This window comes from Streptomyces mutabilis, assembly GCF_014649815.1.
Taxonomy (GTDB): Bacteria; Actinomycetota; Actinomycetes; order Streptomycetales; family Streptomycetaceae; genus Streptomyces; species Streptomyces mutabilis.
Map to the genome: position 1 here is coordinate 224,095 of NZ_BMTT01000004.1, position 12,643 is coordinate 236,737.

General features: G+C 72.5%; 13 protein-coding genes. 8 read left to right on the forward strand and 5 right to left on the reverse strand.

Annotated features, from left to right (window positions below; all coding sequences use genetic code 11):
* The first annotated feature begins 110 nt into the window (after positions 1 to 110).
* The gene (gene allR, locus IE142_RS11795) at positions 111 to 914 is read left to right on the forward strand and encodes an allantoin degradation transcriptional regulator AllR (RefSeq protein WP_191885680.1); all 804 of its coding nucleotides are present in this window, start codon (positions 111 to 113) and stop codon (positions 912 to 914) included.
* 33 nt (positions 915 to 947) lie between these two features.
* Here the strand turns inward: allR and IE142_RS11800 are convergent, their stop codons facing one another.
* On the reverse strand, positions 948 to 1,262 hold the full coding sequence (locus IE142_RS11800; protein ID WP_191885681.1) for a DUF5955 family protein: 315 nt from the start codon (positions 1,260 to 1,262) through the stop codon (positions 948 to 950).
* 198 nt (positions 1,263 to 1,460) lie between these two features.
* On the opposite strand from IE142_RS11800, the gene IE142_RS11805 reads away from it, so the two are divergent.
* Together IE142_RS11805 and aceB are read left to right on the forward strand one after the other, a co-directional pair.
* Complete coding sequence (locus IE142_RS11805) at positions 1,461 to 2,060, forward strand: nucleotidyltransferase family protein (RefSeq protein ID WP_191885682.1); 600 nt, start codon at positions 1,461 to 1,463, stop codon at positions 2,058 to 2,060.
* Between the two features lie 184 nt (positions 2,061 to 2,244).
* Positions 2,245 to 3,867, forward strand: a complete 1,623-nt coding sequence (gene aceB, locus IE142_RS11810; RefSeq protein WP_191885683.1) for a malate synthase A — start codon at positions 2,245 to 2,247, stop codon at positions 3,865 to 3,867.
* A gap of 56 nt (positions 3,868 to 3,923) precedes the next feature.
* Here the strand turns inward: aceB and IE142_RS11815 are convergent, their stop codons facing one another.
* Positions 3,924 to 4,838: a HipA family kinase gene (locus tag IE142_RS11815; protein WP_191885684.1), complete on the reverse strand. Its 915-nt coding sequence runs from the start codon at positions 4,836 to 4,838 to the stop codon at positions 3,924 to 3,926.
* 47 nt (positions 4,839 to 4,885) lie between these two features.
* Positions 4,886 to 5,335 carry an ATP-binding protein gene (locus IE142_RS11820; protein WP_191885685.1) on the reverse strand — a complete coding sequence of 150 codons (450 nt, stop codon included), beginning with the start codon at positions 5,333 to 5,335 and terminating at the stop codon, positions 4,886 to 4,888.
* Between the two features lie 162 nt (positions 5,336 to 5,497).
* On the opposite strand from IE142_RS11820, the gene IE142_RS11825 reads away from it, so the two are divergent.
* Both IE142_RS11825 and IE142_RS11830 read left to right on the forward strand, forming a co-directional pair.
* Positions 5,498 to 6,349 carry a helix-turn-helix domain-containing protein gene (locus IE142_RS11825; protein ID WP_191885686.1) on the forward strand — a complete coding sequence of 284 codons (852 nt, stop codon included), beginning with the start codon at positions 5,498 to 5,500 and terminating at the stop codon, positions 6,347 to 6,349.
* A complete protein-coding gene (locus IE142_RS11830; RefSeq protein WP_191885687.1) occupies positions 6,346 to 6,531 on the forward strand; it encodes a DUF397 domain-containing protein in 186 nt (61 codons plus the stop codon). Before IE142_RS11825 ends, IE142_RS11830 begins: the two co-directional genes overlap by 4 nt.
* Before the next feature lie 3 nt (positions 6,532 to 6,534).
* Here IE142_RS11830 and IE142_RS11835 read toward each other — a convergent pair whose 3' ends face one another.
* Entirely contained in the window at positions 6,535 to 8,094 is a 1,560-nt protein-coding gene (locus IE142_RS11835) for an IucA/IucC family protein (RefSeq protein WP_191885688.1), read from the reverse strand.
* Positions 8,095 to 8,208: 114 nt separating this feature from the next.
* Here IE142_RS11835 and IE142_RS11840 point away from each other — a divergent pair, with 114 nt between their 5' ends.
* The 3 genes from IE142_RS11840 (at position 8,209) to IE142_RS11850 (ending at position 11,848) form a co-directional block, all read left to right on the forward strand.
* Positions 8,209 to 9,708, forward strand: a complete 1,500-nt coding sequence (locus IE142_RS11840; protein ID WP_191885689.1) for an IucA/IucC family protein — start codon at positions 8,209 to 8,211, stop codon at positions 9,706 to 9,708.
* Between the two features lie 62 nt (positions 9,709 to 9,770).
* Positions 9,771 to 11,045: a VWA domain-containing protein gene (locus IE142_RS11845; protein ID WP_043378237.1), complete on the forward strand. Its 1,275-nt coding sequence runs from the start codon at positions 9,771 to 9,773 to the stop codon at positions 11,043 to 11,045.
* The gene (locus IE142_RS11850) at positions 11,045 to 11,848 is read left to right on the forward strand and encodes a hypothetical protein (protein WP_191885690.1); all 804 of its coding nucleotides are present in this window, start codon (positions 11,045 to 11,047) and stop codon (positions 11,846 to 11,848) included. The genes IE142_RS11845 and IE142_RS11850 overlap by 1 nt, the downstream gene beginning before the upstream one ends.
* Positions 11,849 to 11,899: 51 nt before the next feature.
* Here the strand turns inward: IE142_RS11850 and IE142_RS11855 are convergent, their stop codons facing one another.
* Positions 11,900 to 12,559 (reverse strand): winged helix-turn-helix transcriptional regulator, encoded by a 660-nt coding sequence (locus IE142_RS11855; protein WP_191885691.1) that lies wholly within the window; start codon positions 12,557 to 12,559, stop codon positions 11,900 to 11,902.
* Positions 12,560 to 12,643 lie beyond the last annotated feature (84 nt).

The following is a 12,643-nucleotide window of genomic DNA, read 5'->3' on the forward strand; positions in this document are numbered from 1 at the left end:
CAAAGCGGAATTAGAATTCCAGCAAGCAGAACGTAGCTACGTACAAGCCGGTAGTCAACCGGCCGCCGGGTACGCTTCTTTCCTCCCGCCAGCCCCGAAAGGAACGTGCCGTGCCGACGTCCAGCGCCAGCACCACCGACTCCGCCAGGTCCGCCACAGGTGGCGTCCAGTCCCTGGAACGCGCCTTCGACCTGCTCGAACGGATGGCGGACGCGGGCGGCGAGGTCGGCCTCAGCGAGCTCTCCGCGAGCAGCGGACTGCCGCTGCCGACCATCCACCGCCTGATGCGCACCCTCGTGGCCTGCGGTTACGTCCGCCAGCAGCCCAACCGCCGGTACGCGCTCGGTCCGCGCCTGATCCGGCTCGGCGAGTCCGCCTCCCGGCTGCTGGGAACCTGGGCCCGCCCGCACCTGGCCCGCCTGGTCGAGGAGACCGGCGAGACGGCGAACATGGCGCTGCTCGACGGTGACGAGATCGTGTACGTCGCCCAGGTGCCGTCCAAGCACTCGATGCGCATGTTCACCGAGGTGGGGCGGCGGGTCCTGCCGCACTCCACCGGCGTCGGCAAGGCGCTCCTCGCGGACTTCCCCGCGGAGGAGGTGCGGGCCCTGCTCGGCAGGACCGGGATGCCGGCCGCGACCGAGAAGACGATCACCACGCCGGACGGCTTCATCGCGGCGCTGGAGGAGGTGCGGCGCCAGGGCTACGCGATCGACGACAACGAGCAGGAGATCGGCGTGCGCTGCCTGGCCGTCTCCGTGCCCAACTCCCCGACCGCGGCGGCGATCTCGATCTCCGGCCCGGCCGGCCGGGTCACCGAGGCCGCGACCGACCGAATGGTGCCGCTGCTCCAGCAGGTGGCGGCGGAGCTGTCCGAGTCCCTGCTGAACTCGAACGGCAACCCCGCGGCGTAGAACGGCAGCGCCGCGGCGCGGATCCCGCGCTGCTCAGCGGCGCGGCGGATCGCCGAAGAGCTCCACGGCGTGACGGACCTCCGTCAGCCCCCGCGACAGGGCGCTGACGGAGCCGATCGCGCCCGCTATCAGCAGCAGGGAGCGGTGCAGCCGAGGCACCTCCGGGACACCGCGCGCCGACATCGCGGCAAGGTCGGCGAGTTCGTCCTCGGCTATGGCCCGGTCCGGGAAGTCGGCGGGCAGCAAAGCGAGTTGTCGGCGCAGTCGCGCCACCGCGGTGCGCAGCGCGACCACCCTCACGTCCTCGTCGCCGACGGTCACCTGCCCCTGCCCCAAGCTCTGCAACACAGCCCTCCCCCTCGCACCCCGTTGTGCGCCCCTAAGTGGTGAACGTGCCGAGCGCCCCTGGCACCGGTTCGGGCGCCGGGGACGCGGGCCAGTAAACGCCACCCCGCACCGGACGCGCCACCGCGCGGACCGAAATTCAGCCTCCAAAAGCCCCGCGCACACCGGAGTGTTCGGCGGGCGGTCAGGTATGCAGGACGCATGACCAAGACCGAAGAGCAGGTGGCGGGGCTGCTGCTCGCCGCCGGCGGCGGGCGGCGGCTCGGCGGACGACCCAAGGCCCTGCTCGAACACCGCGGCCATCCACTCGTCGAACATGCGATCGCCGTTTTGCGCGCGGCCGGTTGCGCCCGCGTGCACGTCGTCCTGGGAGCGCGCTCGGACGCCGTACGCGAACGGGCGGCGCTCGACGGGTGCGTGATCGTGGAGAACCCCGACTGGGAGCGGGGCATGGGGTCGTCACTGCGCGCCGGGCTCGCTTCGCTGACCGGCACCGGAGCACGGGCGGCGCTGGTCTCGCTGGTGGACCAGCCCGGGATCGGCGCGGAGGCCATGGCGCGGGTGCGGGCCGGGTACCGGGGCGGGGCGTCACTCGTGTCGGCGGCGTACGCCGGCGTTCGCGGGCACCCCGTCCTCCTCGGTGCCGACCACTGGCCGGGCGTCATGGCGACTGCCACCGGGGACCGGGGGGCACGCGCCTACCTGAGGGAACACGAGGCGGAGATCACCCTGGTGGAATGCGGGGACGTGGCGCGGCCGTACGACATCGACACCGAGGCGGACCTGCGCCACCTCGAGTGAGGGGTCTGGCACTGGGCGCCACTGTCCCTCGACTCAGAGAATCTCGACGTCAACAGACCATTGAAGTTCCACGATAAGGAAACTACTATCCACTGACCAGAAGCACCCGACCGCACAGTGGGTGCGCATTGCCCCATACGTGCCCGTTGGCACCCGGTGCCACCGCTGAAGGAAGTGACAGCTCATGTCCGCACCAGCGCCGTCCACGCTGGCCATCGTCGACGCCGAGCCCCTGCCCCGGCAGGAGGAGGTCCTCACCGATGCGGCGCTCGCCTTCGTGGCCGAGCTGCACCGGCGGTTCACGCCCCGGCGTGACGAGCTCCTCGCCCGCCGTGCGGAGCGCCGCGCCGAGATCGCCCGCACCTCCACACTCGACTTCCTCCCGGAGACCGCCGCGATCCGCGCGGACGACTCCTGGAAGGTGGCCCCGGCCCCGGACGCGCTCCAGGACCGCCGGGTCGAGATCACCGGTCCCACCGACCGCAAGATGACCATCAACGCCCTCAACTCGGGCGCCAAGGTCTGGCTCGCGGACTTCGAGGACGCCTCCGCCCCGACCTGGGAGAACGTCGTCCTCGGCCAGCTCAACCTGATGGCCGCCTACACCCGCACCATCGACTTCACGGACCCGAAGAGCGGCAAGTCGTACGCCCTGCGCCCGAACGAGGAGCTGGCGACGGTCGTCATGCGCCCGCGCGGCTGGCACCTCGACGAGCGCCACCTCCAGGTCGACGGCCGCCCGGTCCCCGGCGCCCTGGTCGACTTCGGCCTGTACTTCTTCCACAACGCCCAGCGCTTGCTGGACCTCGGCAAGGGCCCGTACTTCTACCTCCCCAAGACGGAGTCGCACCTGGAGGCCCGCCTCTGGAACGAGGTGTTCGTCTTCGCGCAGGACTACGTCGGCATCCCGCAGGGCACCGTCCGCGCCACCGTGCTGATCGAGACGATCACGGCCGCGTACGAGATGGAGGAGATCCTCTACGAACTGCGCGACCACGCCTCCGGCCTGAACGCCGGCCGCTGGGACTACCTGTTCTCCATCGTCAAGAACTTCCGTGACGGCGGCGAGAAGTTCGTCCTCCCGGACCGCAACGCGGTGACGATGACCGCTCCGTTCATGCGCGCCTACACCGAACTCCTCGTCCGGACCTGCCACAAGCGCGGCGCGCACGCGATCGGCGGCATGGCGGCCTTCATCCCCTCGCGCCGGGACGCCGAGGTCAACAAGGTCGCCTTCGAGAAGGTCCGCGCCGACAAGGACCGCGAGGCCGGCGACGGCTTCGACGGCTCCTGGGTCGCCCATCCGGACCTGGTCCCGATCGCCCTGGAGTCCTTCGACAAGGTCCTCGGCGACAAGCCGAACCAGAAGGACCGGCTGCGCGAGGACGTCGACGTCAAGGCGGCCGACCTCATCGCCATCGACTCCCTGGACGCCAAGCCGACGTACGCGGGCCTGGTCAACGCCGTCCAGGTCGGCATCCGCTACATCGAGGCGTGGCTGCGCGGCCTCGGCGCGGTCGCCATCTTCAACCTGATGGAGGACGCGGCCACCGCCGAGATCTCCCGCTCCCAGATCTGGCAGTGGATCAACGCGGGCGTCGTCCTCGACAACGGCGAGCGGGTCACCGCCGAGCTGGCCCGCAAGGTCGCCGCCGAGGAGCTGGCGAACATCCGCGCCGAGATCGGCGACGAGGCCTTCGCGGCCGGCAACTGGCAGCAGGCCCACGACCTGCTGCTGACCGTCTCGCTCGACGAGGACTACGCCGACTTCCTGACGCTGCCGGCGTACGAGCAGCTGGAGGGCTGACGCCCCGTACGGCACGACCGCGCCCCCGGTACCGCACCAGGGGCGCGGTCGTGCGTTCAGCCCAGGTGCACGGACCAGTCCTGCTCGGCGGGCGGCTTGCCGTGCAGGTCGGGGACGCGCTTGAGCCAGTCGGGACGGCCGCGGCGGGTGCGCTCCGCGCGGGCGGCGTTCTCGGCGGCGAGTTCCTCGCGGGTCGGGAATCCGGTGGGCAGCCACTGCCGGGAGGCGCGGGCGCGGGTGAGCAGGTACTCGACGTAGGCGGCACGCACCTCGTCCGGCGTGTCCAGACCCGCCTCGCAGGTCAGCCAGTCCTCCGGCACCCGCCCCACCACCTCGCGCAATAGCTCCTCCGTCACCTTCGGCGCCAGTTCGGCGTCGGCGGCCCTGACGTCGGGCGCGTAGTGGCCGAGGGCGTGGTGGCGGAAGTCGTACGCCTTCTCGGGCGTGGACGCGCCCCAGCGGTGGTGGAAGACCAGCGCCGCGCCGTGGTCGATCAGCCACAGCCTCGGGGGCACCGTGCCGGAGGTGGGCCAGACCATGAGGTTGGAGCTGTGCACCGTGCGGTCGACGTTGATGGTGAGCGCGTCCAGCCAGACCACGCGGCCGGCCTCCGCCGCGTCCACCGGGAACACCTCGGCCAGCTCGGGCGTGAGGTCGGCGCCGCCCGACAGGTAGTCCATGCCGAGGTTGAGCCCCGCGCTGGCGTCCAGCAGGTCCCGCACCTCCTGGTGCGGCTCGCCGGCGGCGATCGCCGGGTCGAAGTCCGCGAGCACCAGCTCGGGCACCCGCAGCCCCAGCTCCCGGGCCAGCTCACCCACGATCACCTCGGCGACCAGCGCCTTGCGGCCCTGCGCGGAGCCGGTGAACTTCAGCACGTAGGTGCCGAGGTCGTCGGCCTCCACGACGCCGGGGACGGAGCCGCCGGTGCGCAGGGGCTCGATGTAGCGAGTGGCGGTGACTTCGGTGAGCATGGGGCGAGCATATGCACGCCGGGCACGCGGGGGCGGGGCGCCGCCGCTCACCGGGGCGGCAGGTCCAGCTCCGCGCGGACCGTCTTGCCGACGGGTACGCGGTCGAACACGCCCCACCGGTCGGCGAGCGCGTCCACGAGCAGCAGACCCCGGCCTCGCTCGGCCTCCGGCGTCACCGCGGCCGTGCTCTCCGGTCCGCGCGGCCGCCTCTCGCCCCTGCTGTCGGACACGTCGATCCGCAGCGTGTACGCGTCCAGCCGCAGCCGCACCTCGATGTCCCGCCCCGGCACCCGCCCGTGCGTCACGGCGTTCGCCGCCAGCTCCGCGACCAGCAGCGCGGCCGTGTCGGAGACCGGCGAGCCGTACGGGACACCCCACGCGTCCAGGCGGTGCAGGGCGAGGTGCCGGGCCAGTCGTGCACCGCGCGGGGTGGAGCTGAACCGCTGCACGAACACACGCGCGGTGACCGGGAGTCGGGGGGTGGAAGCTGCTCTCATGCCGCCCATCCCACCTGCGGCGACGACGTCCCACCAGCTCGGCGACCGGTACGCAGGGTCAGCGTACGGGTACGGACGGTGGACGGTAGGGGTAACCGTCCGTGACCATGGGCCCGTTCGGTGGGTTTGCCCGAGTGGGTGTACGTGTGGGAGGTGCCCTGGATGTCGGACGGTGCGGGTGGCGCGGAAGCGCCTTGCGGGGGCGGGGAACCGGAGCGGTCGGACAGTCTCAGGACCTTCGGGGAGGTCCTCAAGGCGTTCCGCAAACGGGCGGGGCTGACGCAGGAGGAGTTCGCGCCGCTGGTGCGGTACTCGGTGCCGACGGTGGCGTCGATCGAGCAAGGGCGGCGGTTTCCGCCGGTGGACTTCGTGGAGCGCGCGGAGGAGGTCCTCGACGCGTTCGGGGCGCTGCGGGGTGCGGCACGGCATCTGTCACGGCAGCCGGGGCTGGCGAGCTGGTTCCGGCAGTGGGCGCGGTTCGAGGCGGAGGCGGTGAGTCTGTACACGTATGAGTGCCGGGTGGTGCCTGGGCTGTTGCAGACGGAGGGGTATGCGCGGGCGGTGACCGTGAGTGTGCCGCCCGTGAAGGACGACGTGCAGGTGAACCAACAGGTAGCGGCACGTCTGGATCGGCAGGAACTCTTTCAGCGCAGGCCGCCGATCTCGTTCAGCTTCATCATCGAGCAAGCACTGATCGAACGAGGCACTGGCGGGCCGGAGGTGACGAGGCTGTTGATCGACAACCTGCTGGCACAGGCTGATCAGTTCAACGTAGAGCTGCAGATCATGCCGTTACGGCAAGTGGACCACGCGGGTTTCGACGGTCCCCTTCAGGTACTGGAGACCCCAGAGAACAGGTGGTTCGGCTACGCCGAGGGGCAGCGCGGAGGCCTGCTGATCTCCGACTCAAAGGAGGTCAGCATTATGCTCCAGCGCTATGCGAAACTGCGTTCACAGGCCCTCAACCCCGAGGATTCCAAGGGCCTGTTGAAGCGAATGCGAGGATCGCTATGAGCTCATCCGAACTTGTCTGGTTCAAAAGCAGCTACAGCAGCGGAAGCGACGGCGACTGCGTCGAGGTCGCCGCCTGCCCCGGCACCGTCCACGTCCGGGACTCCAAGGTGCGCCACGGCGACCAGCTCGCCGTCTCCCCGGCGGCGTGGGCCCGTTTCCTCACGTACACGACCGGCCACTGACGTTCACGCCCTCCGCAAAGGATTGGCCAGCGGCCGGTACCGCGCGTCGGCCCCGTCCGCGCCGGTCCAGCGGAGCAGGAGGTTGGTCTTGGCGGGGAGGGTGGGTGAGGTGAGGAGGGGCGGGATCTCCGGCAGGTCGGTGTGGTGGGCCAGGGCCCGGCGGGCGGCGGGCCAGGGATCGAACCCCGAGTGGTGTTCGGCCAGGGCGGCGGCGATCTCCATGAGGTGGTTGACGACGAGGCAGTACACCAGCCGCTGCCACCCGGCCGTCCGCGAGGTGTCCGGCAGCAGCTTGACGCCCTCCGCGTCGCGGAACAGGGCCTGCACCGGCGTACCGGCCTCGCCCACGGCGACCAGGGTGTTCTGCAGGTGCGCCTCCAGAACGACCCCGTCCTCGGCGAAGGCGGTCAGGACGGGCGGGACGACGGCCGCGAGGTACGCCTCCCACCAGGCCGCCGGGTCGGTGGCGGCCTCCAGGGGGCTGCCCTCGAAGCCCTCCGCGAGTGCGGCGGCGAGAAGCGGGGTGGCCCCCGGCAGGACGCGGTCCCGCAGGCCGTCGCGGACCACGACGGCCAACTCCTCGAAGGCGAAGTCCGCCGTGCGGTAGCCGCGGTCGCCGAGCCAGGCGGCCGGTGGGCCGATGGCGTCGAAGGCCTCGGTGACGGCGGTGTCGGTGCGGCGCAGCTTCAGCAGGTCGTGGCGCCACAGGCGGCGGATGTCATTGGTGATGCGTACGTCGAGGCTGAACTTGAGGAAGAGATCGGGGTCGGGGGCGTAGACCGTGCGGATCGCGGCCGTCGGCCACACGAAGCCGCCGGTCGTGCCGAGGCGGAGGAGGCGGCCGTCGGCGAAGGCGGGGGCGAGGGTGCCCGCGGTCAGGTCGAGCTGCCAAGGGTGGGCCGGGAGCAGCCGGTAGCCGGGCGGGGCGTCGGCCAGGTCGTCGAGGGTGGCGGTGTCGCCCTCCTCGACGACCGTGTCCTCGCGCACGGCGAGCAGGGTCAGCGGGAAGCGGGCGTGCGCCTCGGGCGCGTACGGCAGCCAGCCGGCGTGCGGGCCCCCGCCGCGCGCCTTGGGCGCGGGGTGGTGGGCGTGGCCGGTGATCAGGGCCTGTTCGGAGCGGAGGTAGGGGTCCTGGGGCGGGGTGGCGCGGGCGCGGGCCGTGAGCAGGGCGGCCACCGTGTCGCGGCTGTCGGTGATCTCGGTGGGCAGTTCGTGGTTGGGCAGGCCGGTGTGGTGGCGCAGCTCCTCGGCGACGAGTTTCACCAGCGTGGTGTGGCCGACCGGGTGCCACCCGCCCGCCGCCGCGGCGACCTCCGGCTCGGCGGGGCGGCGGCCCGCGCGCACTCGCAGCAGTCGGCCGCCGGGCAGCCGGTACACGGGCCGGGGGCCGGGGTTCGGCAGGGGTTCGGCCACCTCGCGCAGCAGGCAGTTGAGCAGTGGCACCATCGCGTAGGCGTCGGCGAGTTCGGCGACGCTCGGGCGGGCGGCGCCGGCGTGTCCGGTGAAGTCCCGTGTGGCGGCGTCGGCGCCGGTGGGCGGGGGCAGAAAATCCACGCGTTCCACTCGTTCCCTACGGTCTGTCCATGGCGGAGAGGCGGAGGCGATCAGTATGTCTGTCGTCATGTCCGTCGTCGTCCGCGTGCCGTGACCTCCTACTCGTACCCGAGGAGCCCGCCCGTGCACCGTCCCCCCACCGCGGAGACCGAGGTCGCCGACGAACTGGCCGTCGTCCGTCCCGGTCTGCTGCCCGGCTTCACGGCCGGGTTGCCCGGCGCCCGCGCGGCCGTGCTGACCCGGCTGTGGCGTGCCTTCGCCAATGAACCGCTGCCGTGGATCACGGGCCGGGACACCGTGCGGGACGGGCTCGTCCTGCGGCTTCGGGACGGCCGGCGGCTGTCCGGCCCGGCCGCCGACCCGTACCGGACCGACGCGTACGTCCGCGTCGTACACCTGGACGACGTGCCCTACGACGATCCGGCGCGGCTGACGACGGACCTCGCCGTGCCGCACTCGGCGGGCTTCGCGGCGGAACTCGGGCACAGCGTCGCGTCGTTGGCGCTGTCGCGGACGGCCCAGGAGAATCACCCGGACGAGTGGCCGGACAGCGACTGGGCCTGGGAGCAGCGGGTGGTGGACGGACACCCTTACCACCCCAACTGCCGTTCCCGCCCGGGCCTTTCGGTGGCGGACCAGCTCGCGTACGGGCCCGAGCACCGGCCCGTGGTCGGGCTGGGGCTGGTGCCCGTGCCGGCGTCCGCGTGCCTGGTGACGGGGGTGTGGCCGTCGGACCTGCGGGACGGGGCGAGGGTGCTGGTCCCGGTGCATCCGTGGCAGGCGGCGCACGTGCTGAAGCTGCCGTGCGAGGAGCGGATCGCCGCCCGTCCGCTGATGTCCCTGCGTACGCTCGCCGTGCCCGGCGGACCGCACGTCAAGACGGCGCTCAGCGCACGGCTCACCTCCTCCGTGCGGGACATCTCGGTCGCCTCGATCGCCGCGTCGGCGACCCTGTCGTCCTTCGGGGAGGATCTGGCCGCGCGGACGGACGGCCTGCTCCACATGACCCGTACCCTGGGGGCGGCCACCGCCCACTCCCCCGACCTGGCCGCCGTGCTGCGCGAGTCGCCCGAGGTGTACGTGAGTGGCGGCGAGCGCGTCGTTCCGGTGGCCGCCCTGGCCACCACCGGGCTGCCCCGCCGCCCCGGCTGGCCGGCCGCCTTCGCCCGGCTCGCGCTCACCGTCGGACTGCGCGCCCTGGAGATGGGCGTGGCCCTGGAGGCGCACGGCCAGAACCTGCTGGTGGTGCTGGACCGGGTGGGCGACCCCCTGCGCCTGGTCTACCGCGACCTCGCCGACATCAGGGTGAGCCCGGCGCGCCTGGCGCGGCACGGCGTCCCGGCCCCCGCGCTGCCGGCGCGCATGCTCACGGACGACCCGGCGGTGCTGCGCCGCAAGCTGTTCGGTTCGCTGGTGGGTGGCGCGCTGGCGGCGACCGCGGGATCCGGTCCGGCGCTGCGGGAGGCGCTGGAGGGGGCCGTGCGCGAACTGCCTCGCACACCGGACGTCGTGGCGCTGCGCGAGGAGCCGCTGCCGGTCAAGGCGCTCACGCTGATGCGCACTTCGCCGGAGAACGCCGGGGATCTCTGGGCTCGGCTGCCCAATCCGCTGCACTGGGGGTGAAGTCGGGGCGTCCGCGCGGTCTCGTTTTGGAACCCGGCACCACTGATCAATAAGATCCGCCGATGATCACAAGAACACGGCTGGCGGCGGGTGCCTGTGCCCTGCTCGCCGCGCTGACGGCGGGATTGGCGTTCCCGTCCGGCGCGGCCGCCGGTGAACCCACGGGCGAGGACGCACCGAAGGTCAATCTCGTGCTCGACGTCAGTGGGTCGATGCGGACCCGGGACATCGACGGCGGGACGCGGATGGCCGCCGCGAAGCAGGCGTTCAACGAGGTGCTCGACGCGACGCCCGAGGAGGTGCAGCTGGGCATCCGGACGCTGGGCGCCGACTATCCGGGCGACGACCGCAAGCGGGGCTGCAAGGACACCGCGCGGCTCTACCCGGTGGGCCCGCTGGACCGCACCGAGGCCAAGACGGCGGTGGCGACCCTGTCGCCCACCGGCTGGACGCCGATCGGTCCCGCGCTGCTCGCGGCGGCCGACGACTTCGAGGGCGGCGACGGTTCCAAGCGGATCGTGCTGATCAGTGACGGCGAGGACACCTGCGCCCCGCTCGACCCGTGCGAGGTGGCCCGCGAGATCGCCGCGAAGGGCATCGGGCTGACCATCGACACGCTCGGCCTGGTCCCCAACGCCAAGATGCGGCAGCAGCTCAGCTGCATCGCCGAGGCGACCGGCGGGACGTACACCTCCGTCGAGCACACCGACGAACTCACCGACCGCGTCAACCAGTTGGTGGACCGCGCGGCCGACCCCGTGGTGACGCCGGTGGCCGTCGAGGGCGCCGGCTCCTGCGCGAAGGCGCCGACGCTGGAGTCGGGGCTGTACACCGACCGCGAGGAGTTCGGCCAGCAGCGCTGGTACCGGGTGGACGTGCTGCCCGGACAGGAACTGCGCGCCTCGGTGAGCGTCGGCGCGGACCGTGCCGTCAATCCGTCCCACGGCGTGCTGCTGCGGGCGGTGACGGTGCACGGCCGGGAGATCGTGCGCGGCGAGGCGGCGGGCAACGGCCGTACGGACGTGATCTCTACCGGTCTGCGGTACCCGAAGGCCGAGAGCGACGAGGCGGACGGGGACAAGCCGGCGGCCGAGGCCGTGTGCCTCCAGGTCACCAACTCCTTCTCCGTCGCCTCCGGTGTGAAGACCACGCCGGGGCTGCCCCTGGAGCTGACCGTCGATGTCGTGGACGGTCCCGGCGACGCCGACGACGTGGCCTCGTTCGGTCTCGGGCGCGGCTGGTGGCTGCTCGGCGTGCTGGTGCTCGTCGGTTTCCTCGCCGGTCTGCTGTGGGGCTGGCTGTCGCGCTGGCGGTTCGCGATCTGGAGGGCAAACTGATGCGTGCTGTACGGATGTTGAGTGCCGCGGTTCTGCTGCTGGGCCTCGCCGCGACCCCGGCGGCGGCCGACTCCTCGCCCTCCGCGGGCCCGTCCGGGGACGGTGACGCGCCGACGACGGCGGGCACCTCCTTCCGGACGGCGACCGAGATCGAACAGGGGCAGCGGGCGACCGCGAACGGTGCCGCCGGTGACTACCTGTACTGGTCGTTCCCGGCCGACGCCGGCCAGCGTCCCACGGTGCGGGCCACGGTGAAGCTGCCCGAGACGCACGCGGCCCAGACCTGGCGGGTCGACGTGTACGACGGTCTGCGCCGGCGTCAGGCGTGCCAGTGGGGCGCCCAGACCCGCACGGCGGCGGCGGGCACCTCCTCCGTGGAGCTGGCCTGCGTGCTGCGCACCGTCCGCGCCTGGTCCGAGCCGTGGGCGAACGACCCGCTGCCGGGCACGTACTACGTCCGGCTGACGGTCGTGGACCTGCCCACCTCCGACCTCGGCGTCCGGGTGGGCGCCGAGATCGAGGTCGGTTCGAAGGACATGGGCGGCGCGGCGGCGGTGGACGGTTCGCTGTCCGAGCCGCTGGTGCCGGGCGTCGCGATGAAGTCCGGTGCGGACGAGGCCGAGAAGGACCGCGGCGCGGTGCTGTCCGCGATCGAGCCCGAGGACGGCTGGTCCTCCGGCTGGTGGTCCGACCGGTGGGTGTGGACCGGGATCGGCGGTGTACTGGCCGCGCTCGCGGGCGTCGGCGGCTACGCGCTGACCCGCGGGCCGGGACGGCCGTCGAGGGTGCCGCCGGGAGCCTGAACGCCCCTGAACGATACGGAAGGCCCGCCGGGGAGCGGGCCTTCCGCCGTCTCACGCCTCCCGGAGCGCTTTGGCCACCGTGCCCTCACCGGTCACGTCGACCCGGCCCTCGCGCACCGCCTCCCGCAGCCCCAGCTCCCCGCGGCAGACGGCCGCGCAGGTCCCGGAGTCCAGTACCAGCCGGGCGTCGGGCCCCCCGGGGGCGGGTCCGTCGCCGTACACGGGGCCGTGCCCGGAATCGCTCTCCCCGTCACCGGCGTACAGGTGGAAGGTCCCCTCCTCCAGCCGGACTTCGACGACCCCCTCCCCCGCCCCGGCCTCCCGCAGCGCCCGCCGCAGGGGCAGCGCGAACCAGTGCGCCCGGACGGCGTCCGTGGGCCGCCGCTCCCCCAGTTCGCGGGCGCCCCACGCGCCGAGCGCCTCCAGCACCGGCAGCAACCCGCTGCCGCGCTCGGTGAGTTCGTACACGTACGCCGCTCCCGGCGGGGGCAGCCGGCGCCGGGTCGTCAGCCCTTCACGCTCCATGTCCTTCAGCCGTGAGGCGAGTACGTCGGTGCTGACGCCGGGCAGGTCGGCGTGCAGGTCGGTGTAGCGCCGCGGACCGGCCAGCAACTCCCGGACGATCAGCAGGGTCCACCGGTCGCCGACGGTGTCGAGGGCGCGCGCGGCGGAACAGTACTGGTCGTAGCTTCGGCGAGGACGAGGTGACATGCGACGCAGTGTAGACAAGTTGTTGGACTTTCCAAGCTCCTACTTGGTAAAACCAAGCAACACCAGATACCGGAGGGGTAGCGG

What these genes read in the sequence shown, in the direction of transcription:
- IE142_RS11845 (WP_043378237.1), top strand. Translation starts at nt 9,771, where the DNA reads ATGATCACAAGAACACGGCTGGCGGCGGGTGCCTGTGCCCTGCTCGCC.
- IE142_RS11855 (WP_191885691.1), bottom strand. Translation starts at nt 12,559, where the DNA reads ATGTCACCTCGTCCTCGCCGAAGCTACGACCAGTACTGTTCCGCCGCG.
- IE142_RS11815 (WP_191885684.1), bottom strand. Translation starts at nt 4,838, where the DNA reads ATGCTCACCGAAGTCACCGCCACTCGCTACATCGAGCCCCTGCGCACC.
- aceB (WP_191885683.1), top strand. Translation starts at nt 2,245, where the DNA reads ATGTCCGCACCAGCGCCGTCCACGCTGGCCATCGTCGACGCCGAGCCC.
- IE142_RS11805 (WP_191885682.1), top strand. Translation starts at nt 1,461, where the DNA reads ATGACCAAGACCGAAGAGCAGGTGGCGGGGCTGCTGCTCGCCGCCGGC.
- IE142_RS11825 (WP_191885686.1), top strand. Translation starts at nt 5,498, where the DNA reads ATGTCGGACGGTGCGGGTGGCGCGGAAGCGCCTTGCGGGGGCGGGGAA.
- IE142_RS11830 (WP_191885687.1), top strand. Translation starts at nt 6,346, where the DNA reads ATGAGCTCATCCGAACTTGTCTGGTTCAAAAGCAGCTACAGCAGCGGA.
- IE142_RS11820 (WP_191885685.1), bottom strand. Translation starts at nt 5,335, where the DNA reads ATGAGAGCAGCTTCCACCCCCCGACTCCCGGTCACCGCGCGTGTGTTC.
- IE142_RS11850 (WP_191885690.1), top strand. Translation starts at nt 11,045, where the DNA reads ATGCGTGCTGTACGGATGTTGAGTGCCGCGGTTCTGCTGCTGGGCCTC.